Annotated in this window: 17 protein-coding genes, 2 pseudogenes and 1 other annotated feature; of the genes and pseudogenes, 13 read left to right on the top strand and 6 right to left on the bottom strand. The window is 48.2% G+C overall.

What is annotated here, in order from left to right; all coding sequences use genetic code 11:
- Positions 1 to 45: 45 nt before the first annotated feature.
- Positions 46 to 1156: pseudogene (locus KJA68_RS04305) on the bottom strand (IS3 family transposase).
- Positions 767 to 879, bottom strand: a sequence feature (AL1L pseudoknot). (Overlaps the previous pseudogene by 113 nt.)
- 37 nt (positions 1157 to 1193) lie before the next feature.
- Positions 1194 to 1298: pseudogene (locus KJA68_RS11100) on the bottom strand (transposase); the annotation flags it as partial.
- A 189-nt stretch (positions 1299 to 1487) separates the two neighbouring features.
- Between KJA68_RS11100 and KJA68_RS04295 the strand changes: the two are divergent.
- The 4 genes from KJA68_RS04295 to KJA68_RS04280 are packed head-to-tail and all read left to right on the top strand — an operon-like array spanning position 1488 to position 7896.
- A complete protein-coding gene (locus tag KJA68_RS04295; protein WP_281412133.1) occupies positions 1488 to 2912 on the top strand; it encodes an efflux transporter outer membrane subunit in 1425 nt (474 codons plus the stop codon).
- A gap of 6 nt (positions 2913 to 2918) precedes the next feature.
- Positions 2919 to 4010, top strand: coding sequence for an HlyD family secretion protein (locus KJA68_RS04290; RefSeq protein ID WP_246487058.1), 1092 nt, complete (start codon positions 2919 to 2921; stop codon positions 4008 to 4010).
- Positions 3974 to 6769 (top strand): ribosome-associated ATPase/putative transporter RbbA, encoded by a 2796-nt coding sequence (rbbA, locus tag KJA68_RS04285; protein ID WP_478210025.1) that lies wholly within the window; start codon positions 3974 to 3976, stop codon positions 6767 to 6769. The genes KJA68_RS04290 and rbbA overlap by 37 nt, the downstream gene beginning before the upstream one ends.
- 2 nt (positions 6770 to 6771) lie before the next feature.
- Positions 6772 to 7896, top strand: a complete 1125-nt coding sequence (locus KJA68_RS04280; protein WP_213035694.1) for an ABC transporter permease — start codon at positions 6772 to 6774, stop codon at positions 7894 to 7896.
- A gap of 389 nt (positions 7897 to 8285) precedes the next feature.
- Here KJA68_RS04280 and KJA68_RS04275 read toward each other — a convergent pair whose 3' ends face one another.
- A complete protein-coding gene (locus KJA68_RS04275; RefSeq protein WP_213035693.1) occupies positions 8286 to 9137 on the bottom strand; it encodes an SEL1-like repeat protein in 852 nt (283 codons plus the stop codon).
- Positions 9138 to 9460: 323 nt separating this feature from the next.
- A complete protein-coding gene (locus KJA68_RS04270; protein WP_213035692.1) occupies positions 9461 to 10141 on the bottom strand; it encodes a tetratricopeptide repeat protein in 681 nt (226 codons plus the stop codon).
- A gap of 888 nt (positions 10142 to 11029) precedes the next feature.
- Here KJA68_RS04270 and KJA68_RS04265 point away from each other — a divergent pair.
- From KJA68_RS04265 to KJA68_RS04225, 9 genes are all read left to right on the top strand, one after another.
- A complete protein-coding gene (locus tag KJA68_RS04265) occupies positions 11030 to 12634 on the top strand; it encodes an NAD+ synthase (protein WP_213035691.1) in 1605 nt (534 codons plus the stop codon).
- Positions 12635 to 12680: 46 nt separating this feature from the next.
- The gene (locus tag KJA68_RS04260) at positions 12681 to 13019 is read left to right on the top strand and encodes a P-II family nitrogen regulator (protein ID WP_213035690.1); all 339 of its coding nucleotides are present in this window, start codon (positions 12681 to 12683) and stop codon (positions 13017 to 13019) included.
- Between the two features lie 137 nt (positions 13020 to 13156).
- Positions 13157 to 13387 carry an RNA chaperone Hfq gene (gene hfq / locus KJA68_RS04255; RefSeq protein WP_213035689.1) on the top strand — a complete coding sequence of 77 codons (231 nt, stop codon included), beginning with the start codon at positions 13157 to 13159 and terminating at the stop codon, positions 13385 to 13387.
- Entirely contained in the window at positions 13387 to 14520 is a 1134-nt protein-coding gene (gene hflX, locus KJA68_RS04250) for a GTPase HflX (RefSeq protein WP_213035688.1), read from the top strand. The genes hfq and hflX overlap by 1 nt, the downstream gene beginning before the upstream one ends.
- A gap of 9 nt (positions 14521 to 14529) precedes the next feature.
- A complete protein-coding gene (gene hflK / locus KJA68_RS04245) occupies positions 14530 to 15729 on the top strand; it encodes an FtsH protease activity modulator HflK (protein WP_213035687.1) in 1200 nt (399 codons plus the stop codon).
- A complete protein-coding gene (gene hflC, locus KJA68_RS04240) occupies positions 15726 to 16604 on the top strand; it encodes a protease modulator HflC (protein WP_213035686.1) in 879 nt (292 codons plus the stop codon). The genes hflK and hflC overlap by 4 nt, the downstream gene beginning before the upstream one ends.
- 14 nt (positions 16605 to 16618) lie before the next feature.
- Positions 16619 to 16804 (top strand): DUF2065 domain-containing protein, encoded by a 186-nt coding sequence (locus tag KJA68_RS04235; RefSeq protein ID WP_213035685.1) that lies wholly within the window; start codon positions 16619 to 16621, stop codon positions 16802 to 16804.
- The gene (locus KJA68_RS04230) at positions 16804 to 17970 is read left to right on the top strand and encodes an ATP phosphoribosyltransferase regulatory subunit (protein ID WP_213035710.1); all 1167 of its coding nucleotides are present in this window, start codon (positions 16804 to 16806) and stop codon (positions 17968 to 17970) included. The genes KJA68_RS04235 and KJA68_RS04230 overlap by 1 nt, the downstream gene beginning before the upstream one ends.
- A 62-nt stretch (positions 17971 to 18032) precedes the next feature.
- Positions 18033 to 19328, top strand: coding sequence for an adenylosuccinate synthase (locus KJA68_RS04225; RefSeq protein WP_213035709.1), 1296 nt, complete (start codon positions 18033 to 18035; stop codon positions 19326 to 19328).
- Positions 19329 to 19398: 70 nt separating this feature from the next.
- Here the strand turns inward: KJA68_RS04225 and KJA68_RS04220 are convergent, their stop codons facing one another.
- Both KJA68_RS04220 and KJA68_RS04215 read right to left on the bottom strand, forming a co-directional pair.
- Positions 19399 to 20829: an efflux transporter outer membrane subunit gene (locus KJA68_RS04220; protein WP_213035684.1), complete on the bottom strand. Its 1431-nt coding sequence runs from the start codon at positions 20827 to 20829 to the stop codon at positions 19399 to 19401.
- 52 nt (positions 20830 to 20881) lie between these two features.
- The gene (locus KJA68_RS04215; protein WP_213035708.1) at positions 20882 to 23989 is read right to left on the bottom strand and encodes a multidrug efflux RND transporter permease subunit; all 3108 of its coding nucleotides are present in this window, start codon (positions 23987 to 23989) and stop codon (positions 20882 to 20884) included.
- Positions 23990 to 24010: the final 21 nt, after the last annotated feature.

The following is a 24010-nucleotide window of genomic DNA, read 5'->3' as shown; positions in this document are numbered from 1 at the left end:
CGATGCTGACCTGAATTGCCCCGGTTTTCGTGGAGGCTATTTGGTTTAAGTTAAGACCTTAGAATTGCTCTTTTCGGCGAATTGCCTGTAGTAGGTTGCCTCATCTCCTGCTTGCGGTATATACCCTATGGATTCTAACAGCCGGTGGTAGTTAAACCAGGTCACCCACTCCAGTATAACCAACTTCCTGACCTCCCAAGATTTCCATAAAACCCATTTACAAATCAGTTCAGTCTTGTATAGCACATTGATCGTCTCTGCCAACGCGTTCGCTTGCCCGGACTGCCGGGCATACAGCGCCTGTTCCAGGGCATCCAGCACAAAGCCTGTGCGCATGTGGCGGCTGACCCGCCAGCCCACAATGCGCCGGGCAAATACATCGATGACAAAGGCCACATACAACCAGCACTGCCAGGTGGAAACATAGGTGAAGTTGGACACCCACAGTTGTTTGGGACGATCTGCCCTGAATTGCCGGTTCACCCGATCCAGCGGGCACGGCAGCGCCTTGTCCGGAACCGTCGTGCGTACTGCCTTGCCGCGCCTGGCACCTTCCAGCCCCAGACGCTTCATGAGCCGCTCAACCGTACAGCGTGCCACCGACAGCCCTTCGCGATTGAGCTGGCGCCAGACCTTATCGGCATCGTAGACTTGCGGGTTGACCTGCAACACCCGCTGGATGCGTGGCATCAAGGCTGCATCACGTTGCGCGCGCGCAACGCAAAGCCGGGTTGTGCTACCGGCCGGCATGGCGCCAATAACCCGACGGGGCGATCTGCAATGCCTTGCAGATCGGCTCAACCCCGAAGGTGTTGCGGTGCCAGTCGATAAAATCTCTCAGGATTTGAGTTTGCGGTCGAGCTCCTGGGCAAAAAAGCGCTGGCCAGTTTCAGAATCTCGTTCGCCTTGCGCAATTCCTTAATTTCGTGCTCCATAGCTTTGATGCGCTCGCGCTCTTCGCTGGTTACGTCGTTTCGCAAGCTGGGTCGATTTTATGCTTGCGCACCCATTCAAATAGTGTGTGGGCTGAACAGCCGATCATCGGTGCAATGGATTCAACTGTCGATCACAGCAAGGGATAGTTACTGCGGTGTTCCTGCACGATACGGACTGCGCGTTCCTTTACTTCCGGGGAATATTTGTTTGATTTGTTCATGGCTCCATCTTCTCAGATATTTGAGCCTCCTAAAAACTCAGGGCGATTCAGATTTCGGCAGCGATAGCCGTTTGGCAACCTCAACCACTGACAAGCCGTTTTCCTGATAGGTTCGTACTGCCTGTTCCCTGAATTCTGGACTGTATTCCGCCCTCGGTAATTTTTCATTTCCATCCTCCGTTTTTGCTCACATATTACGAAACATTGGACTCTCTGAAATTCAGCTTACGTCAAATCACCTAATCAGGTATTCTTCAAGTCAGGCTTTGCACTTCATATTTGAACCTGCGTTATTCTGTAAATTTGTTTTTGGATCAATTGGACGAAAAGAATGAGTATAAAAGTCTTTTTCGTTTCATTGTTAGCGTTTTTAGTTCTGGCGGGCTGCACCATAATGCCCGAATATGTCCCCCCCTCTTTGCCTACCGCTACAACTTTCCCGCGGTCCACGCCTGAGACGGCTGGTATTTCGGTAGCAAATACGGGATGGAAGTCATATTTTGGCGATGAACAATTGCGGGAATTGATTTCCAGTGCTCTCAGCAATAACCGCGAACTTTTACTGGCAGTGAGTCGCGTCGAAGAAGTGAGGGCACTATATGGAATTCAGCATTCGAATTTATTGCCGAGCTTCAGTGGAAATGCTTCAGCCACCAGGCTACGGCTTCCGACTGATGTGTTGCCAATTCAGCCAGGTACGGCGAACTCGTTCCTGTTGAACCAATATCAGCTATCGTTTGCTTTAAGTACATGGGAAATTGATTTCTGGGGCCGCCTGCGCAGCCTTGATACTGCGGCATTAGAAACGTATCTTTCCACGGACGAGGCACGTCATGCCGTTCGGGCTTCATTGATTGCCCAGGTTGCGAACAGTTACCTTGTTGAATGTGAATTAAGCGAACGTATCGACCTTGCCAGGAGTACTTTACAGACACGGCAGGATTCTTTGCGGATTGCCAAGAGGCGATTTGAGGTCGGTTCTGCTGCACGGCTGGATGCAATTCAGGCCGAGATTCTTTTGAATCAGGCACGCGCTGAATTGGCAGTGTTGCAGCGTATGCGCGAACAGAATCATAATGGGCTAGAGCTTCTGGTAGGGGGGTCAATTCCGGCCCGGCCCCATTTGCTTAGCAGAATTGAGGCTGGGTTTGTGCGCAGTATTGATGTGGGTTTGCCTTCTGATTTATTGGTTCAGCGGCCGGATTTGAGAGCGGCTGAAAGGCATCTCAAAGCAGCGAATGCGAATATTGGCGCAGCTCGGGCGGCATTTTTCCCACGCATCGTTCTTACTGGTTCTCTGGGTGTTGCCAGCCGTGAATTGGATGGTCTGTTTTCTGGCTCTGGCAGTGCGTGGAATTTTATGCCCAGCATCAGTCTGCCTATATTTGATGGCGGTCGTAACCAGGCGAATCTTGATTTGGCTTATGCACGGCGGAATTCTGCGGTTGTTGAGTACGAGCGCAGGGTGCAAAATGCCTTTCGTGAAGTAGCTGATGTGCTGGCAGAGCGGTATTGGTTGTCCGAACAGATACAGGCACAGAAAGCTACTCTTATTGCCCAGCGTGAAAGAAGCCGTTTGGCTTCTTTGCGTTACCAGCATGGTACTACCAATTATCTGGAGGTGCTGGATGCCGAGCGTTCGCTGTTTGCTGTTGAACAGATGCTTGTGATAACCCGTCGTGCTTACCTGGCTAGTGGCGTGATGCTGTATGCGGCACTGGGAGGTGGCGGGGGTATCTTGGATGAGGGAGTGTGACCGGGAATGCTGACCAATCTGTTGGAAAATCTGAACAGTTCCCGGTTTGTGCGGATGATGATCGTGATCATTACCTTGGTGGTGGTAGGGGTGCTGGTTCAACAATTTTTTGGTAAAGATAAGAATGCCGATTTCATCGCCAGCAGTAACGGGCGTATTGAAGCTACCGAGATCGATGTGGCGGCACGTTCATCCGGACGTATCAAAGATATCCTGGTTAATGAAGGTGATTTTGTGAAGGCCGGACAAATACTGGCACGAATCGATTCGGATTCTCTGAATGCGCAGTTGCGTCAAGCCGAGGCGCAGGCTCAGCAGGCACATAACGCTATTGCGACTGCACGCAGCCAACTTGCACAACGCGAAGCAGAACGTGCAGCAGTTGTAGCTGTGGTGGCGCAGCGTGAGGCTGAGCTTTCTGCTGCACGCAGTCGTGCAGCGAGATCATTGGCATTAGCTAAAGAAGGGGGTGCATCGCGTCAGGAAGCTGATGATGACCGTACCCAATTGCGCAGCGCAGAAGCTGCCATCATGGCGGCGAGAGCACAGGTGGCGGCATCCGATGCAGCGATCGCTACGGGGCGTGTACTGATACTGGGAGCACAATCTGCGGCTGAAGCGGCTGACGCGACAGTGGAACGTGTTCGTATAGATATTCATGACAATGATTTAAAGGCTCCGCGCGATGGACGAATCCAGTTCCGTGTTGTGCAGCCGGGAGAGGTGGTCGGGGTCGGGGGCAAGGTGTTGAATCTTCTTGATCTTGAGGATGTATATATGAATTTTTTCCTGCCGGAGATGATTGTCGGCAGGGTGGCGCTTGGCAGTGAAGTCCGCATAGTGCTTGACGCTGCGCCTGGCTATGTCATTCCAGCAAGGGTTTCGTTTGTGGCCAGCGCTGCACAGTTCACTCCGAAGACAGTTGAAACAGCAAGCGAACGGCAAAAACTGATGTTCCGGGTGAAGGCCAGGATTGCTCCCAGTTTGCTGAAAAAATATAGCAAGCAGGTCAAAACTGGCCTGCCCGGCGTGGCCTGGGTAAAACTGGATCGGCATGCAGAATGGCCAAGAGAATTGACGGTCGAGATTTTGAAATGATGTCGGCATTGACTGAGAATCATTTTGTTGCGCGTCTTAAACAGGTTTCTCTCAGTTACGGAAAAACTTTGGCATTGAAAGAGATAGATTTGGATATTCCGGCCGGTTGTATGGTTGGTCTGATTGGACCGGACGGAGTTGGAAAGTCCAGTCTGATGTCTCTTGTAGCCGGGGCACGTGCAATACAGAAAGGGAGGATAGAGGTATTGGGGGGGGACATGGCCAGTGTTTCCCACCGGACTGGAACTTGCCCGAATATTGCCTATATGCCGCAGGGACTTGGAAAAAATCTGTACCCGACTTTGTCGATAGAGGAGAACTTGCAGTTTTTTGGTCGTTTGTTTGGGCATGGAGTAGCCGAAAGACGGCGGCGCATTGATGAACTTACGGTCAGTACGGGCTTACATCTATTTCTTGACCGTCCGGTCGGGAAGCTTTCAGGTGGAATGAAACAAAAACTGGGGATGTGTTGTGCCCTGATTCATGATCCGGAATTGTTGATTCTGGATGAACCGACTACAGGGGTTGACCCGCTGGCACGTAACCAGTTCTGGGATCTGATTTCACATATTCGCAACCAACGTCCAGATATGAGCGTGATCGTATCCACGGCCTATATGGGCGAGGCAGAACGGTTTGACTGGCTGGTGGTAATGGATGCAGGCAGAATACTTGCCACCGGCACCCCATGTGATCTGTATCAACAGACTGGCGCGGGATCGCTGGAAGCGGCATTTATCGCGCTGCTTCCGGAGGAGCAGAGGCGTGGATACCATGCTGTAGTAGTTTCTCCATTTTCAACCTCGGAAGAGCAGGAAATCGCCATTGAGGCGCATGACCTGTCCATGCATTTTGGTGATTTCGTGGCGGTTGATCATGTCAATTTCAGCATTCGCCGTGGAGAGATATTTGGTTTTATTGGTTCCAACGGTTGCGGAAAATCGACCACCATGAAGATGCTTACCGGTTTGCTCCCGGCAAGCGGGGGAAAGGCTTGGCTTTTCGGACATGAAGTAAATTCACATGATATTGCCTCCCGGCGGAGGGTAGGCTATATGTCGCAGTCTTTTTCGTTGTACTCGGAGCTCACGGTACGGCAAAATCTGGTGTTGCATGCTCGTTTGTTCAACATGTATGAAGTGGAAATTCCGCCACGGGTAGAGGAAATGCTGCTTCGTTTTGGGCTTGACAAAGTGCCCGACGCAATGCCTGGGAGTTTGCCATTGGGCATCCGTCAGCGTTTGTCATTGGCGGTAGCGATGGTGCATAAGCCTGAACTGTTGATTCTTGACGAACCTACCTCCGGCGTTGATCCAATTGCGCGTGAGAATTTCTGGCAGTTGATGGTAGACCTGGCTCGCAAGGATAAGATCACGATTTTCATTTCGACCCATTTCATGAATGAGGCAGAGCGCTGTGACCGTATTTCGTTAATGCACGCGGGGAAGGTAATGGTTAGCGATGAGCCATCAGAACTGCTAAAAAAATGTGGGGCAGGAACACTGGAGCAAGTGTTCATCGAGTATATGAAAAAAGCCGGTATGGCAGCGATCTTGCCGGTTGTCCCCTTCTCCCCGCCTGCTATTCGTTCTGTTGCTTCTGGTACAGGTTGGGCTTCAGGATTGCGCCGTCGTTTCAGTATGTCCCGGGCATTTAGCTATACGTTGCGCGAATGGCTGGAATTGCGCCGCGACCGGGTGCGTGGGGCGATGGCGCTGATCGGTTGCTTGATCTTGATGTTTGTTATTGGTTATGGCATTAACATGGACGTTAATGATCTCAGTTATGCAGTGCTCGACCGTGATCAGACCATTCTTAGCCACGATTATTCCCTGAATCTCTCGGGATCAGGCTATTTTACCGAGCGCCCGCCGTTAACCAGTTATACGGAATTGGATCAGCGCATGCGTAGCGGCGAATTGTCATTGGCCATTGAGATTCTGCCCGGATTTGCTCGCGATGTGCAACGCGGCAAACCGATTCAGATCGCTGCCTGGATCGATGGGTCGATGACCATGCGGGCTGAAGTCATTCAGGGTTATGTGCAGGGCATGCATCAGGGATGGCTGAAAAATATCACGAAAGACCATTTTGGTCAGGATGTAACTGCTGGCTTGGCAAAGATTGAAACGCGATTTCGTTACAACCCTGACGTGATGAGCATGCCTTCGATTGTTCCGGCGGTTATCCCCATTCTCATGCTGATGATTCCATGTATGTTGACAGCGCTGTCGGTGGTACGCGAAAAGGAATTGGGCTCGATGATTAATTTCTACGTCACCCCAGTGACCCGGGCTGAGTTCCTGCTGGGTAAACAGCTTCCATATATTATTCTGGCAATGTTAAATTTCCTGCTGATGTTGGTACTTGCCGTAACAATATTCGGTGTGCCGATGACCGGAAGTTTTACTGCGCTTATGTTGGCGGCGTTGATCTTTAGTATATTTTCTACAGGGTTCGGCTTGTTTGCTTCTATATTCACCCGCAGTCAGATTGCGGCAATATTCGCAACCATGCTTGGCACTATGCTCCCGGCAATTGAGTTTTCCGGCCTTCTCAATCCAGTTTCGACGCTGGAAGGAGCAGGAAAAATTATTGGCGAAGTTTATCCTGCATCTCACTTTCTCGTGATCAGCCGTGGGGTTTTCGCCAAGGCGCTGGGTATGCATGATTTAGGTGCGTTCTTCTGGCCCATGTTGCTGGCTGCTCTGGGTATTGTGGTTCTATCAATCTTGCTGCTAAAAAAGCAGGACAGCTGATAATGAGCCGTGCATCCAATATATATCAGCTCGGTATCAAAGAGTTGTGGAGTTTGTGGCGTGATCCGATCATGTTGGTGCTCATCATTTATACTTTTTCCGTGGCGATTTACATTGCGGCTACTGCAATACCTGATTCTTTGCACAAGGCCGCGATCGCTATTGTGGATGAGGACGGGTCACCGCTGTCGGGGCGCATTATCTCGGCTTTTTACCCACCACACTTTATGGCGCCGGTTCTGGTGTCGCTGAAAGAAGTCGATCCTGGTATGGATGCTGGCAAGTTTACTTTTGCCCTTGATATTCCTCCTGAATTTCAGCGCGATGTGCTAGCGGGGGGTATTCCGACGATCCAGCTGAACGTGGATGCAACGCGCATGAGCCAGGCTTTTATTGGTAGCAGTTACATCGAGCAGATCGTATTGAGTGAAGTGAATGAATTTGTCCAGCGATATCGCGGCAGTGCCGTGCCACCGGTCGAGTTGTCCATGCGGGTACGTTTCAATCCATCCCTGACACCAGTTTGGTTCGGATCGCTTATGGAGTTGGTTAGCAATCTCACCATGCTTTCAGTTATCCTGACCGGTGCTGCACTGATTCGTGAACGCGAGCACGGAACTATTGAGCATCTGCTCGTGATGCCGGTTACCCCCGGCGAGATCATGCTTGCCAAAGTCTGGTCCATGGGGCTAGTGACACTAATCGCTTCAATCTTTTCTTTGTCCTTTATCGTACAGGGACTGCTGCAGGTGCCGATCGAAGGTTCGCTAGTCCTGTTTTTCTTTTCCGCCGCACTGCATCTGTTTGCCACCACTTCATTGGGAATTTCCATGGCAATGCTTGCGCGCACCATGCCACAGTTTGGTCTTTTGGTAGTATTAATCCTGCTGCCAATGGATGTGCTGTCTGGGGGGACAACCCCACGCGAAAGCATGCCGGAAATTGCGCAATATATAATGCTGCTCGCCCCAACCACGCATTTTGTTTCGATAGCCCAAGCCGTCCTGTTTCGGGGGGCCGGGTTCGAAGTGGTGTGGCCGCAGATGCTCGCGCTGCTATTGATTGGAAGTTCTCTGTTTGTTCTGTCTCGGCACCGATTCCGGAAAATCATTAGTACCCTTGCCTGAAATGGGAAGAAGAACAAGGATGTATGTTAGGGAATTGTGACTTTCTACTATTATGTTTCTTAAAAAAATTTGGTTGTGTGAGTCAGGATCTATTGTGGTGCTCTGGAGAAAATGGTTATAGGCGTCGGCACCAGGCTTTCTTTGCCGAGTTTGGTAAGTTCAAACAGACAGGATTTGAAGAATTTTATAGTAATGCAGGGGGCAAGTTTACGCCAGGATAGAACTGTGTTGAATTATGCCTTGTTTGATGCTGGTTATTAGCAAAAATTTTTTCTTAGAAATGTAATTATTGATTCCATCTATTATAAGTTTAACGCCAGTCAATGACTTAATACAGTAGCCCGGAATAAAAAAAGAAAATTTATTCCGGGTCAGAACAATTTGAATTGTTAACGATAGACTTTTCCCAGTTGCCAATTCATGAGCATTTGGCTTGCCAACTCCTGCTGATCTTTGGTTAAGGAGATTGAGTCGCGAAGTTTTTTTGCATTTTCGCTGCCACCATATCCGGATGCAATACTGGCCCAGACATAGGCCAGAAATTCATCCTTTTTCACGCCGCTGCCCAAGAGGTAAGCTAAAGCAAGATTGTACTGTGCATCGGTATACCCGTATGCAGCGGCTTTTTCCCATAGTTCGACAGCCTGGGCAGCATTTTTAGGTACACCCTCTCCAAAATAGTACATGGAACCGAGGTTGAATTGTGCAGGGTGGTATCCCTGCATCGAGGCTTTCTTCCATAATTCGACAGTTTTGGAGATGTCCCTAGGAACGATTTCTCCTTTGTTGTATATCAGACCGAGGGTGAACTGCGCATGGGCGAATTCACGCTCAGCCGCGCCTTGCCACCATTTCAATGCCTTGACGGGGTCGTCGGGTATTCCTTTAGCGTCGCGGTATAACCATCCAAGTTCCAGCTGGGCTTCTGCATCCCCCTGATCTGCTGCTTTTTGCAGCCATTCCACACCGGTTACATAATCAAGAGGTACGCCATAGCCAGTGATGTATAACGACCCAAGGGCATACTGCGACTTGGAATGTCCCTGAATGGCGGCCTTTTCATACCATTCTGCTGCCTTTCTGGTATCCTTTGAAAGGATGGTGTCATCCCTTCCGGTATCATACATGAACCCCAAATTGTACTGGGCGTCTGGATTGCCAGCTTCCGCTTGCTGTCTTAATTCTGCAAGCTGCGCTTCCTGTTCTGCAGTTGAAGACCATGGTTGAGCATGGGCGCTCACGGCTGTGATGCATAGAAGGATTAGGAGAAATTTTGTTGCAATGCTTTTATGAATATTTGCTAACGACATTTTCGAGCCTCTTTCGAATTCATATTTCAGTCTGTGGATGAAGTGATGATAGTTGTCCAGCTAATCGTAATGCAATTCTTATATTGAAAATGTATTGCATGATTTAACGTAAATGTAATACCCGGAAAATATCATTTCTGAATGGCATCCTGTTCAAGTTTTGCCTGGGATGAATGGATATGTACCAAAATAAACAGCAAGATATTCGATGTGTCACAATATAATTTGAAGATACTTATTTGGTATGGGGTATATTATTGCCTGCTTAAGACCTGACCTGGCTTCCAGTTTGTTGATAGTTTTTTCGCCTCGGTGCGTTGGGAGAAATTGATCGGAATTATATCACGGAGTTTTTTAGCATTTTCATCCCCCTGTGCGGCAGCCAAATCTTGCCAGGCATAAGCGAGAACGCTGTCTTTCTCTACTCCTTTTCCATTTTGGTACATCCACCCAAGGTTGGTTTGTGCCTGTGCAAGCCCTTGCGCCGCAGCTTTTTGATACCATTCCACGGCTTTGGAAATGTCTTTTGATACCCCTTCGCCTGTGAGATACATCATCCCAAGTTCGAATTGAGCTTTGGCATGTCCTTGGTCAGCTGATTTTTGAAACCACTCGGCTGCTTTAACTGGGTCCTTCGCAACACTGGTTACGATTTCACCGCTGTTATACATTGTGCCGAGTTCGTATTGGGCTTTAGCAAATCCTTGATTCGCTGCTTTTTGATACCAATAATAGGATCTGTCTGGATCGATGCTTACATCAATACCGTTTGCGTACATCCATCCAAGGCGGGCTTGAGCACTGGCATCACCTGCTTCAGCTTGTTTTTGTAGCTGTTCAAAAGAATGGCCTGTGGCAATATGTTCCTCTGCAGAAGCGAATCCATTAACATTAAGTGCTAGAAGTAAAATTACAGATTGAACAAGTTTTTTCATGTTGACCCCATTGTTTAGAATATGGTGATTTTAGAGAGTGTTAGGCATCATAATATCTTAATTGTCGTTGTCCGGTTTTATAGTAAGTGCGGCAACGCTGATCATTGAAACACAATTTTAATGCATCTAAGAAGTTATGATGCAGATGCAGTCAATTTTTTTAAAAATATGCATTCAAGATAATAATCACCTGTTAGTTTGACAGGATGGATGTTGAGAAATTCAGTTGCATAAGGTGGTTTTTTAATCGGAGATATTCCAGGTTAAATTCGTCCGAAAAAACGGACAAGTCATGGGTTATTTAAGATATTGCACATACCGGAATGCAAAGACGGATGACAATGGGTCAACTGGTTTTTGCAACCGGCATATTTGAGTTTTATCTCAAACGGACATGGTGGGAGATATTTCTGTCCGGGATAGATCTCAGGGATTCCCTCAAAGGGATGGAGTGCTACAATCGTGCGGTTTAGTCTCAGAGCGGTCAGGGCAGACCGCAGATCGGGTTCGAACGTATGTTGCGGATCTGCTTTTTGTAGCCGGATCAACCTCGGCAATCCGGATGTCGGATATCTACTGTGTCAAGGTTGGTGTAACGTTTTATTAGGATCAATTCTGGCAAAGAGCTGCTACCGGATACAACCACGATCTGCAAGTTTATCCACCTGCCGCGAGTGTAGCCTGCCTGCAGCGAGGGGGTAACCCGAAAACCTGGGTTATCGTAGGCACAATCGGGTGGTTGATGCAGATTTTCTAAGCAAGTTGATCCGAGTATCCCGTGTGAATGTTCGTTCAGTAACTTGTGGCTATTAATTCCTATTCAGGTAGTTCTTAAAATTAATGATAGAAAACTCAATTGTTTCCTAATAGCACTCCTGAGATTTATTTATGAAACTTGCAATCGCACAAATTAATTGCATACTGGGTGATCTTGCGGGAAATTCTGCCAAGATTCTTGCATTTGCAGAAAGAGCCAGACAGCAAGGAGCCCAGTTGTTACTGACACCAGAATTGAGTTTGTGCGGTTACCCACCCGAAGATTTGTTGTTGCGGAAAGGGTTTTATCAGGCATGCAATCAGTCATTACAGAAGCTTGCGCGGCAAGTCTGGGGGCTTTCTGTATTAGTCGGACATCCTCATGAAATAGACAATAAACGTTATAACGCTGTATCTGTACTGTGTGACGGGAAAATTGTTTCCACCTACTATAAACATGAACTTCCGAATGATGCTGTGTTTGACGAACGGCGCTATTTTGTTCCAGGTGAATCTTCGTGCATTTTTGAAATTCAGGGTACCAAGTTTGGACTTGGCATTTGTGCGGATGTTTGGGAGGAGCATGTTGTACAAAGTGTATCTGCTGCTGGAGCCAAGGTGTTATTGGTAGCGAACGCCTCACCTTACCACATTGGCAAGCAAGAGTTGCGTTATGAAATTATTCGCGATCGTATCGCCCGATTTGGTCTGACGGTAATTTATGCGAATATGGTGGGCGGGCAGGATGAGTTGGTGTTTGATGGTGCCTCTTTCGCAATGGATGAACAAGGTGTGTTAACTCATCAATTTGTTTCATTTGAAGAATCCCTTGGATTGATTGAGTTCCGGGATGGAAAGATAATTGCCGGGGATAGAGTTTCGTGTCTCACGGACGAGGAAAGTATTTATCGTGCATTATGCCTGGGGGTCAGGGACTATGTTGGCAAAAACGGTTTTTCGGGTGTAATACTGGGTTTGTCTGGCGGGATTGATTCTGCGCTGACTTTGGCAATAGCGGTAGATGCCCTGGGTGCGGATTGTGTGCGCGCTGTAATGATGCCCTCTCCCTTTACTGCACAAATGAGCCTGGATGATGCTCGTGAAATGGCGAGTTCGCTTGCTGTGCATTACGATGAGATAAGCATCAAGCCGTTGCTTGATGCTTATCTTGCTTCATTGCATGGGTTGTTTGAGGGGCGGGCCCAGGATACTGCTGAAGAAAATATACAGGCGCGGATACGCGGGAACTTGCTGATGGCTTTATCCAATAAATTCGGTTCGCTTGTGCTGACAACAGGTAATAAATCAGAAATGGCCGTTGGTTACTGTACACTTTATGGCGATATGGCGGGCGGTTTTGCTGTACTTAAAGATATAAGCAAAACCTGGGTATATCGACTGGCCGTTTTTCGAAATAAGTTAGGCAGGGTTATTCCGGAGCGCATAATTTCGCGTCCACCTAGCGCGGAATTGAAACCAGACCAGAAAGATCAGGATAGCTTGCCGTCGTATGATGTACTTGATGGTATTATGTCACTTTACGTAGAGCAGAATTTAACAATCGCTGAAATTGGTGCGCGAGGTTATGCGAAAGAGGATGTTGAGCGGGTGGTAAAAATGATTCATGCTAGTGAATATAAACGTGTTCAATCGCCTGTTGGGGCGCGGATTACTGATCGTGGGTTTGGGAAGGATTGGCGTTTCCCAGTTACTGTGCGTTATCAGGACGATTATTAAATAATTTATACAGTAACATAAATATGTGACTGCTGCGGGAGTTTTTGTGAAAAAAATCGAGGCTATTATCAAACCTTTTAAACTTGATGAAGTGAGGGAAGCTTTGTCGGAGTTAGGAGTGAGCGGCTTAACTGTGACCGATGTGAAAGGGTTCGGGAGGCAAAAAGGACATACTGAGCTGTATCGTGGGGCAGAGTATGTAGTGGATTTTTTGCCTAAAATCAAAATTGAAGTGGTGGTCGTGGCTTCAATGCTCGATGCAGCCGTAAATGCCATAATTAAAGCTGCTCACACAGGAAAGATCGGGGACGGAAAAATTTTTGTTACATCAGTGGAACAAATTATTCGAATCCGGACGGGTGAAACAGACGAATCCGCAATTTGAATGTTTAAATAACTATATGGTGCTGCAACTTGTTAAATGATTAGAATTTTTTAAAATTTAAAAGTGACATGCTCTTTCGAACCATTAGAAAATCCAGTAAAGTAACTACCTGCCATTAACAATTAAGAGCAAATACTATGAGTACAAAAGGGCAACAACTACAAGACCCGTTCCTGAATGCTTTGCGCAGAGAGCATGTGCAGGTAGCCATTTATTTGGTCAATGGAATCAAGTTACAAGGCCAGGTTGAATCCTTCGACCAATATGTGGTTTTGTTAAAAAACACGATCACCCAGATGGTTTACAAGCACGCCATATCCACCATTGTTCCAGTACGCGCTATATCTATTCCAATTGATGCCGAGTGATGCACAGTAACACTGCGGCAATTAACACGGCAGTACTCGTTAGCGTAAATTTTGGTGTGCCCGATTATGGGGAGAGTTTAGAGGAATTACGCTTGCTGGCGGAAAGCGCGGGCGTGTGCGTGATTACTGTGGTGGAAGGACGGCGGATTCGGCCGGATGCATCGCTGTTTGTGGGTAGCGGAAAAGTGGATGAAATATCCGCTATTGTAGAACAGCATGATATACCACTGGTTATCTTTAATCATGATCTTTCCCCGGCGCAAATGCGTAACCTTGCAACAAAAATTAAGGCGCGAGTGATTGATCGTACTATGCTGATCCTGGATATCTTTGCCTTGAGAGCGCAAAGCCATGAAGGAAAATTGCAGGTGGAGTTGGCGCAGCTCAAGTATCTTTCCACAAGGCTGGTCGGTATGCATGCCGATCTGGCACAACAAAAGAATGCTGTAGGCGCCCGCGGACCGGGAGAAACACAGTTAGAACTGGACAGGCGCAAGCTGGATAGGCGTGTTGTTTTATTAAAGGAACGTCTCGCTAAATCAAGTCGGCACCGTCAGATATTACGGGAATCCCGTACCCGTGCCAGTGTGTTTTCTGTGTCAGTTGTGGGCTACACAAATGCCGGTAAGTCTACATTATTCAATAAATTGACCCGTGCAAATACCTATGCGGCGAACCAGTTATTCGCCACGCTAGATACTACTACCCGGCGTGTATTTATTGAGGGTTCGGGCCAGATAGTATTATCAGATACTGTCGGGTTCATTCGCCATCTGCCGCACAGCCTGATTGCTGCTTTTCGTAGTACATTGGAAGAAACGGTTCAGGCGGATTTGTTGTTACATGTGGTGGATGCAAGTAGCCCGGAGCGGTTTGGTCAGGTTGCCGAAGTAAACAAGGTTTTAATGGAAATTGGTGCACAACATGTCCCGCAAATTCTGATCTTTAATAAGATTGATTTGCAGGGTTTGCCTGTAGGCGTGCAACGGGACGATTATGGTAGAATTACATCCATTCATTTGAGCGCTAAAACCGGGGCAGGGGTGGATCAACTACGTGAAGCGCTTGCAGAGGTGGGTAATGCACAGGAGCAAATTGCCATTCATGAAACTGAAGTGTTTGGCTTGACCTAGGAATGATTTATGGGATTGAATGACCCGCAATGGGGCAACAAAAACAGTGGTGGCCCACCAGATATAGAAGCAGTGCTACGCGATATTAATAAAAAAATCTCCGCTCTCTTTGGTAATAAAGGCGGGGGTACTGGTGGAGGGGGTGGGGCACATAAAAAATCCAATGTCAGCATGGGGTTGGTTGTTGGTATAGCGATACTGATCTGGCTTGCCAGTGGATTTTATATTGTAGATGCCAGCCAGCGAGGAGTGGTATTGCGGTTCGGTAGTTTTGTTGAAACCACTCAGCCAGGGCCTCGCTGGCATATCCCATTCCCGGTTGAATCTGTCGAGGTGGTGAATATCAGTCAGGTCAGGACGGTAGAAATCGGCTATCGTGAAAATGTTAAGAACAAGATTCTGAAAGAGTCGCTGATGCTGACCGATGATGAAAATATAATCGACATTCAATTTGCCGTGCAATATGTTCTGAAGGATCCAGCTGAGTATTTGTTTAATAATCGTGCGCCGGATGAGAATGTGCGACAGGCAGCGGAAACATCCATTCGTGAAATTGTTGGCAAGAATAAGATGGATTTTGTGCTGTATGAAGGACGTGAGCAGGTGGCGGCGGCGGCTACCAAGCTAATACAGGAGATTTTGGATCGTTATAAATCAGGGATTCTGGTGAGCAAAGTAACCATGCAAAATGCACAGCCTCCTGAGCAGGTGCAAGCTGCATTTGATGATGCAGTCAAGGCTGGGCAGGATAGGGAGCGCCAGAAAAATGAGGGTCAGGCCTATGCTAATGATGTGATTCCCAGAGCGAAAGGAGCTGCAGCTCGTTTGATGCAGGAGGCGGAGGGCTATCGGCAGCGTGTGATAGCCAGCGCCGAGGGGGATGCAAGTCGATTCAAACAGATATTGGTTGAATATGAAAAGGCGCCGGCGGTAACGCGTGAACGTATGTATATCGAAATGATGCAACAGATTTTGACTAGTACAAGCAAAGTCATGGTGGATCAGAAAAGCGGTACCAGCCTGTTGTATCTGCCACTGGACAAGCTGATTCAAAGTACCGGACAGAATGGAATTCCTCTACCGGATACACAGGTTGCAGGACAAACTGAGCAGCAAGCGGTCTCACCCGTCCCGGCGAATGAATCATCGGTAATCTTGCCGCGCATACGCGAAGAACTACGAGGGCGTAACAGGGAGGCACGCCAATGAAATCGGGCTTTATGAATGTATTGATTGGAGTGGTTGGGGCTTTAGTCCTGGCTAGTCTGAGTATGTTTGTTGTTGATCAACGGCAGGCAGTAATCGTTTTGCAGCTTGGGGAAATGGTTGGGGTGAAGACCACGCCGGGACTTTATTTTAAAATTCCACTTATACAGAATGTGCGTTATTTTGACTCCCGTATTTTGACTTTTGACAGTGTGGAACCGGAACGTTTTATCACTGCAGAAAAGAAAAATGTGATGGTGGATTCTTTTGTAAAGTGGCGCATCGAGAATGTAAAACAATATTATATCAGTGTAGGCGGGGATGAAGCCCGTGCAAAAACTCGTTTGACGCAGACAGTGAATTCAATCATGCGAGAAGAGTTTGGTAAGCGTACGATTAATGAAGTGGTATCCGGTGAACGCGATAAAATTATGAATACGCTGCGTCACAAAGCTGACTTGGATGCACGCAAGATCGGCGTCCAGGTTTTGGATGTGCGTTTGAAACGGGTGGATTTTCCAGTTGAAATCAGTGAATCAGTATATCGCCGGATGGATGCCGAGCGTAAACGTGTTGCAAATGAGTTGCGTGCGACAGGTAATGCCGAAGGCGAAAAAATTCGTGCCGATGCAGATCGGCAACGCGAGGTAACTCTTGCCGATGCATATCGCGATGCGCAAAAAATCAAAGGTGAGGGTGATGCGAAGGCTTCTGCGATTTACGCTAGTGCATTTGGGCGCAATGCTGAATTTTATGCATTTTATCGCAGTCTGGAAGCATATAAGCAAAGCTTCAAGAACAAAAGCGATGTCATGGTGGTGGATCCCAGTTCTGCATTCTTTAAGTATCTCAGGAATTCCAGCAAGGCAGGCAAATAAGCAGGATTGTTAATATGCTGACTTACTGGCTTACCGGGTTGGCATTGATGCTGATTATTGAAGGCATCATGCCGTTTTTGTTCCCAGACCTGTGGCGTGATACGCTGCATAAACTGGCATTACTTTCGGAAAGACAAATCCGTTTTTTGGGCATTACTGCCATGTTGTCCGGGTTGATCTTATTGTATTGGGTTAAATGATGGCGAACTCAAACTGGTTATTGCCAGAATACATACAGGACGTTTTGCCTGAAGAGGCGTGGCGTATTGAAGGTATGCGTGTCAGTATACTTGATTTATTGCGCTGCTCTGGTTATCAATTGGTTGTGCCGCCATTGCTGGAATATGCTGAGTCTCTCCAGATCAATGACAGTCATGATATGGATTTGCGTACTTTCAAGCTGGTTGACCAGCTGAGTGGTCGTACCTTGGCATTGCGCGCTGATATTACCCCACAGGTGGCGCGCATTGATTCGCACTTGCTTAATCGTCAGGGAATTACCCGTCTTTGCTATGTCGGGAGCGTTCTGCATACGCAACCTGCGGGAATAATGCGTACACGAGAATTATTGCAGATAGGCGCAGAACTTTATGGCCACAGTGGTTTGGATAGTGATCTGGAGATTCAACGGTTAATGCTTCAGGCCTTGGATTTGGTTGGTGTGAAAGAGGTACACCTTGACCTTGGTCATGTAGCACTGTTCCGTGCTTTGATTAGCCGCTCCAGGATAACCAAAAAACTGGAGGCAGAGTTGTCTAGTGCATTACAGGGAAAAAATGTACCTGCTTTACGGATATTGGTAGCCGATTTGTCTCCGGATGTGCAACATGCACTTATGGCCCTGCCCATGTTATACGGAAAGGTCGATGTGATAGCGCGTGCCCGGAACGAGTTGCCAGATTATCCGGAAGTGACTGCAGCGCTGAATGAACTGGAACAGACTGCAGATCGTTTGCAACCGCTGGCACATAGCATTGGAATTGATCTTGCTGAGTTGCGTGGCTATCACTATCACAGTGGTATGGTTTTTGCGGCATTCCATGCGGGAAGTCATGATGCGATAGCGTTGGGCGGCCGATATGATGATGTGGGGAAAAGCTTCGGTCGTGCCCGTCCGGCTACGGGTTTCAGCATGGATTTACGTCAATTGCATGGTTTGTTGGGATACCGTTCTCAACCGAAGGGTATTTTGGCACCACATTCCGATAATGATGTGTTGAATAAAAAAATTTCGCAGTTGCGCGAGCAAGGACATACTGTAATAGTCGATTATCTGGGAAAGGTTGAGTTGCGCTCTGAGCTGGGCTGTGACCGAGAACTGGTCATGCGCGACGGTGCTTGGCATGTAGTTGATATTAAAAAGTAATTTTCTTCATTGCCTTGGATTTATTTTGGATGGAAACGATCAATAAGGGATCAGGGATAAGCATGTCGAAAAATGTGGTAGTGATCGGTACCCAATGGGGCGATGAAGGTAAGGGAAAGATAGTCGACTGGCTTACGGATCATGCGCAAGGCGTGGTTCGTTTTCAGGGTGGGCATAATGCAGGTCACACGCTGGTAATCGGCGGGAAAAAAACGGTACTCCATCTTATTCCTTCTGGAATTCTTCGAGAGCACGTGATGTGCTATATCGGCAATGGCGTGGTTGTGTCACCGAAGGCGCTTCTTAAAGAAATGGATGGTTTGGCTGCTGCCGGCGTGGATGTTTATGGACGCTTGCGCATATCTGAGGCTTGTCCGTTGATTCTGCCTCATCATGAAGCTTTGGACAAAGCCCGTGAATTGGCCAAAGGCGCTGCTAAAATTGGGACGACAGGTCGTGGTATCGGCCCTGCATATGAAGACAAAGTTGCCCGTCGTGCGATCCGTCTGCAAGATTTGTTTCATCGCAAGCGCTTTGCTGCCAAGCTGGGCGAAGTGCTGGATTATCATAATTATGTATTAAAAAATTATTTCAATGCTGTACCAGTGGATTTTCAGAAGGTGTTGGATGATACGCTGGAACTGGCTGAGCGTATTAAGCCTCTGATACTGGATGTGCCGCGTGCTTTATATGAGGCGAATAAAACTGGATCGAACCTCTTGTTTGAGGGCGCACAGGGAACCTTGCTGGATATAGACCATGGAACGTATCCTTTTGTAACTTCCAGTAATTGCATTGCAGGCGCCGCTTGTACAGGTAGTGGCGTTGGTCCGCAAATGCTGCATTATGTACTTGGAATAACCAAGGCCTATACCACGCGCGTTGGATCTGGTCCTTTCCCAACCGAATTGGACGACGAGGTAGGCAAGCACCTGGCCGAGAAGGGTCATGAATTTGGTTCTACAACCGGCCGCGCGCGCCGCTGCGGCTGGTTTGATGCCGCAGCACTTAAGCGTTCCATTCAGATAAATGGTGTGTCCGGTTTATGTGTAACCAAGCTGGATGTGCTTGATGGTGTGCAGACATTGCGGCTCGGGGTCGGGTATCGTAGTCAGGGTCAATTCAGCGATATCTTGCCTGTAGGGGCAGAATCCCTGATCGATTGTGAACCAATATATGAAGAGATGCCAGGCTGGAGCGGCAGCACTGTTGGGGTAAAGAATTATGAAAATCTGCCAGCAGAGGCCCGTAGTTATCTTGAAAGAATTGCAGAAATTTGTGAAGTTCCGGTTGATATGGTTTCCACTGGGTCTGAGCGTGATGAAACTATTGTTTTGCGCCACCCGTTCAAATGTTAAAAATCTGAAGCATTTTTGCCACCCATATATTATGGGACGGATGGTCCCATTGGTACAAAATCGTTTCGCTTTACATGGGCAATGATGCGGATCGCCAATCTCCTCCGAGTGCTTTAAGTAAAATCGCGCTGGCAACCAGACTTCGCCCGGTTATGCTCAGGCTGCGGATTTCCGCATCCAAAGCGCTTGCCTGGGCTGTAACCACATTCAGATAACTCACCGTACCTGCTTTATACTGGTTATGGAAAAGCATAACCGATTCTTGCGCAGCCAGCTTCGCTGCCTGTTGAACCTTGGCTTCTTCACTCAGGATGCGCAGTGTTGAGAGTTGGTCTTCCACTTCCTGGAATCCAGTTAGAACGGTCTGGCGGTAATCGGCTACGCTTTTGTTATACAACGCAATGGCCTGTTCTTTTTGTGAGGCCCGAAGTCCACCATCAAATAGCGCGACCGCAATATTCGGTCCGATAGACCATATCTGTTGGGATGAGGATAGCAAATCTGCAAGCACTGAGCTTTGATACCCTGTTGATGCTCCAAGTATCAGGGACGGGAAGAAGGCGGCCTGGGTGACGCCTATCTGTGCATTTGCTGCCTGAACGCGTCGCTCTGCTGCTGCAATATCCGGGCGTCGCTCCAGCAATTCGGAAGGAAAGCCGGGTGGTAACTCTGGAAGCACTGGAACAACGGTGCTTGGCTTAAGTGTAAAGTTGGACGGGGATTTCCCGATCAGGACGGCGATTGCATGTTCAAACTGTGCTCTTTCGACACCAAGATCAAGGGCTTGTGCCTGGATTGCTTTTAACTGCGTTTCTGCCTGTACTACATCAGAACGTCCAGCAATACCGGCACTATAACGATTTTGTGTAATTTTCAATGATTTTTGGTATGCGATGGCAGTTTGTTCCAGCAATTGGCGTTGTATATCGTTTATGCGCAGCTGAAAGTAAGTTTGTACCAGCAATGATTGAATACTCAGCAGGGCTGATTGCAGATCGGCTGCACTGGCTTCTGCGGCTGCCTGGTTAGATTCAACCGTGCGCCCTATGCGTCCCCACAGATCTGCTTCCCATGAAATGGTTGCCAATAACCGGTTTGTTTCAGTTATCCCCGATCTGGGGATGCCGGGAATGGTTACCCCGCTGTTTGTTGCGGCTGTTCCCTGTCCTCTGGTATTGGCAAAGGTTCCAGATATAACCGGAAAGTGTCGTGCACGTGCCGCATTCACAAGGGCGAGCGCTTGCCGGTATTGTGCTTCGGAACTATGAATATTCTGGTTGGAGATGGATACTTGCTGTACCAGTGCATTGAGCTGAATATCATTAAATATTTCCCACCACATGCCGCGGGGATGATGATCGCCAGGTTTTGCAAATTTCCAGTGCGGAGGGGGGGTCTTGTAGCTCGCTGGTGGAATGACATGGGGACGTTTGTAATCCGGACCTAAGGCACAGCCTGCCAGGTTCAGTATGGTAAACCATAAAATAATAAAATGCTTCATGGGAAAAATGTGTTCTGGGTAAAAATGCCAGTCCCGGTTAACCTGTCATGACTCATGAGGATTCTGTAATCTTCAGAGCTTGATGGCCAGACCGTGACTGTCTGTTTCCTTTGTTAAAAAGACGCAGCTGATCAAGATACAGATAAATGACAGGGGTTGTATATAACGTTAATAACTGGCTGACAATCAGTCCGCCAACAATAGAGATTCCGAGTGGCTGGCGCAGTTCAGAGCCCATTCCAGTGCCAATTGCGAGAGGAACGGCACCCAGCAAGGCTGCCATGGTAGTCATCATAATTGGACGAAACCGCAAAATGCAGGCTTCATGGATAGCGTTGCGCGGGCTTAAGCCGCGTTTCCGTTCAGCTTCAAGAGCAAAATCGATTATGAGAATCGCATTTTTCTTAACAATACCGATAAGCAGTATGATACCAATCATGGCAATGATACTGAAATCCATTCTGAAAGCGAGCAGGGCAAGAATCGCCCCGACACCGGCTGAAGGCAAGGTCGAGAGGATGGTTATGGGATGAATATAGCTTTCATAAAGTATGCCGAGCACAAGGTATACTGCAACCAGGGCAGAGAGAACGAGTATAGGCTGGTTGGCAAGAGACATCTGGAAAGCTTTGGCCGTCCCCTGAAAACTTCCCTGTATAGAAGAGGGCGCCCCTGTTCTTGCCATTGCTTCATCAATTGCACGTGTGGCTTCTGAAAGTGAAACGCCATCCGACAGATTGAATGAAATGGTTGAAGCGGCAAATTGTCCCTGATGATTGATCGCTAATGGTGTGGGCGTTTCTTCCCAACGGGCGAAAGCGGCCAGTGGTATTTGCAGCCCCCCCGGGGCAATAAATAATACGCTTTTAAGAGTTTCCGGATTCTGCAAGTATTCAGGAGCCGCTTCCATAACCACGCGGTACTGGTTCAATGGGTTGTATATTGTTGATATCTGGCGCTGGCCAAATAAATTGTTTAATGTCGTATCGATCAGTCGCTGCGAGATTCCAAGTCTTGTGGCGGCATCACGGTCGATGATCAGGGATGTATTTTCCCCTTTGTCCTGCTGGTCGGTATTCACATCCGCAAGCTGTGGTAGTGTATGCAATGCACGGCGAATGACCGGTTCCCAGGTACGCAATTCATCAATGTTATCTGCTTGAAGAGTATATTGATATTGCGCATTGCTTACACGACCGCCCATTCTGATGTCCTGGACAGATTGCAGGAACAGGTTAGCTCCGGGTACAAGATTGAGTTTGCGTCGTAATCGGGAGATAACCTTTTCCGCGGATACCTGACGTTCGGCCAGCGGCTTCAGCCCCACAAAAACGCGACCGGTGTTGACCGGCCCTCCACCGGTGAAGCCTACGACACTTTCTACGGCGGGATCCTGGTTAATGATATTGATGAAAGTCGACAATTTTTCTTGCATTGCCTGAAATGAGATCCCCTGGTCTGCCTGTATGGCACCCATTAATCGCCCGCTGTCCTGTTGAGGAAAAAAACCTTTGGGAATGACTGTATAAAGATAAATATTAAGGCATACCGTGGCGAGGAGCATGATGAGCATGAGGCGACCATGTGCGAGTGCCCAGTCCAGGGATACCCGATAGCCGTGCAGTAATAACTGGTAAATGCGATCAGTCGCCTGAAGGAAACGCCCAGGGGCTAATACGGATCGTGGTCGCAATAGCCTTGCGCACATCATGGGGGTAATGGTGAGTGAAACAAGCAGGGATATGAGTACGCCTGCTGAAAGTGTGATGGAAAATTCGCGAAACAGACGCCCGACAATTCCTTCCATTAATAAAATAGGTATAAATACTGCCACCAGGGACAAGCTCATTGACACCACGGTAAAACTTACTTCGCCTGCTCCTTTTATTGCGGCTTCAAAGGGGGGAATGCCATTATCGATGTGGCGGGATATGTTTTCCAGCATAACCACAGCATCGTCTACGACAAAACCGGTCGCAACAGTAATGGCCATCAGAGAAATATTGTTCAGGCTGAAACCGGCCAGATACATGACTCCAAATGTCCCTACTAACGATACGGTGACCGCAACGCCAGGGATCAGAGTAGCCCGGGCATCCCGGAGAAAAAGAAATACGATGAATACTACCAGGATGATTGCAATGATCAGTGCGTGTTCGACTCCTTCCAGCGAAGCGCGGATCGTCGGAGTCCGGTCGGATGCTACGGACAGATTCATGGCTGCCGGTATGGAAGCGCGCAGATTGGGCAAGAGATTCTTTACCTGATCTACGGTTTCAATAATATTGGCACCTGCTTCGCGATTCAGGATCAGCATGATTGCAGGTTTGCCATTAAATTGCCCGGCATTCCGGATGTCCTGTACAGAATCTTCTACCCTGGCAATGTCGGAGAGACGTACCGGTGCGTTCCCACGATAGGCAATAATTGTCGGAAGGTACTCCGCTGCGATTTTTGCTTGATCGTTGGCTAGTATCTGCCAGGACTGTTCTTTTTTTTCCAGTGACCCTTTGGGCCGATTCACATTGGTAGCGATGATTGCAGCTCTTACATCTTCAGTGCTGATGCCGTATTTATTCATGGCATTGGGGTTGAGCAGCACCCGCACGGCCGGCAGTGAGCCTCCGCCCACGGTTACCATGCCAATTCCTTTTAACCGGGATATTTTTTGAGCCAGGATGGTCGAGGCAGCATCATACATCTGTCCTCGGCTCAAGGTTTCTGATGTAAGCGCCAGAATCATGATCGGTGCATCGCTGGGATTGACCTTGCGGTAGACAGGGGTATTGGGTAGGCTGGTGGGTAGCAGGTTTCGTGATGCATTTATTGCGGCCTGAACATCACGCGCAGCGCCGTCAATATTGCGGCTCATATCGAATTGCAAGGTAATTCGAGTCAGTCCGAGGGAACTGGTTGAACTGATTTCGGTGACTCCGGAGATCTGTCCTAGTGATCTTTCAAGCGGGGTAGCCACAGTGGCAGCCATTGTTTCCGGGTTGGCCCCAGGAAGATTTGCCTGCACGGATATTGTTGGAAAATCAACCTGTGGCAAGGCTGCTACGGGAAGCAGCTTATAGGCCACTGCCCCCAGCAGTAGAATCCACAGTGCAAGTAGCGTAGTGGCAACGGGTCGTTTTATGAAGGTTTCTGACAAGTGCATCACAGAAAAATTGGGGTAAGC

The organism is Candidatus Nitrotoga fabula, assembly GCF_905221025.1.
GTDB classification, from domain to species: Bacteria; Pseudomonadota; Gammaproteobacteria; order Burkholderiales; family Gallionellaceae; genus Nitrotoga; species Nitrotoga fabula.
Note: the sequence above shows the minus strand (reverse complement) of the source record. Positions and strands in the feature narration are given on the sequence as shown.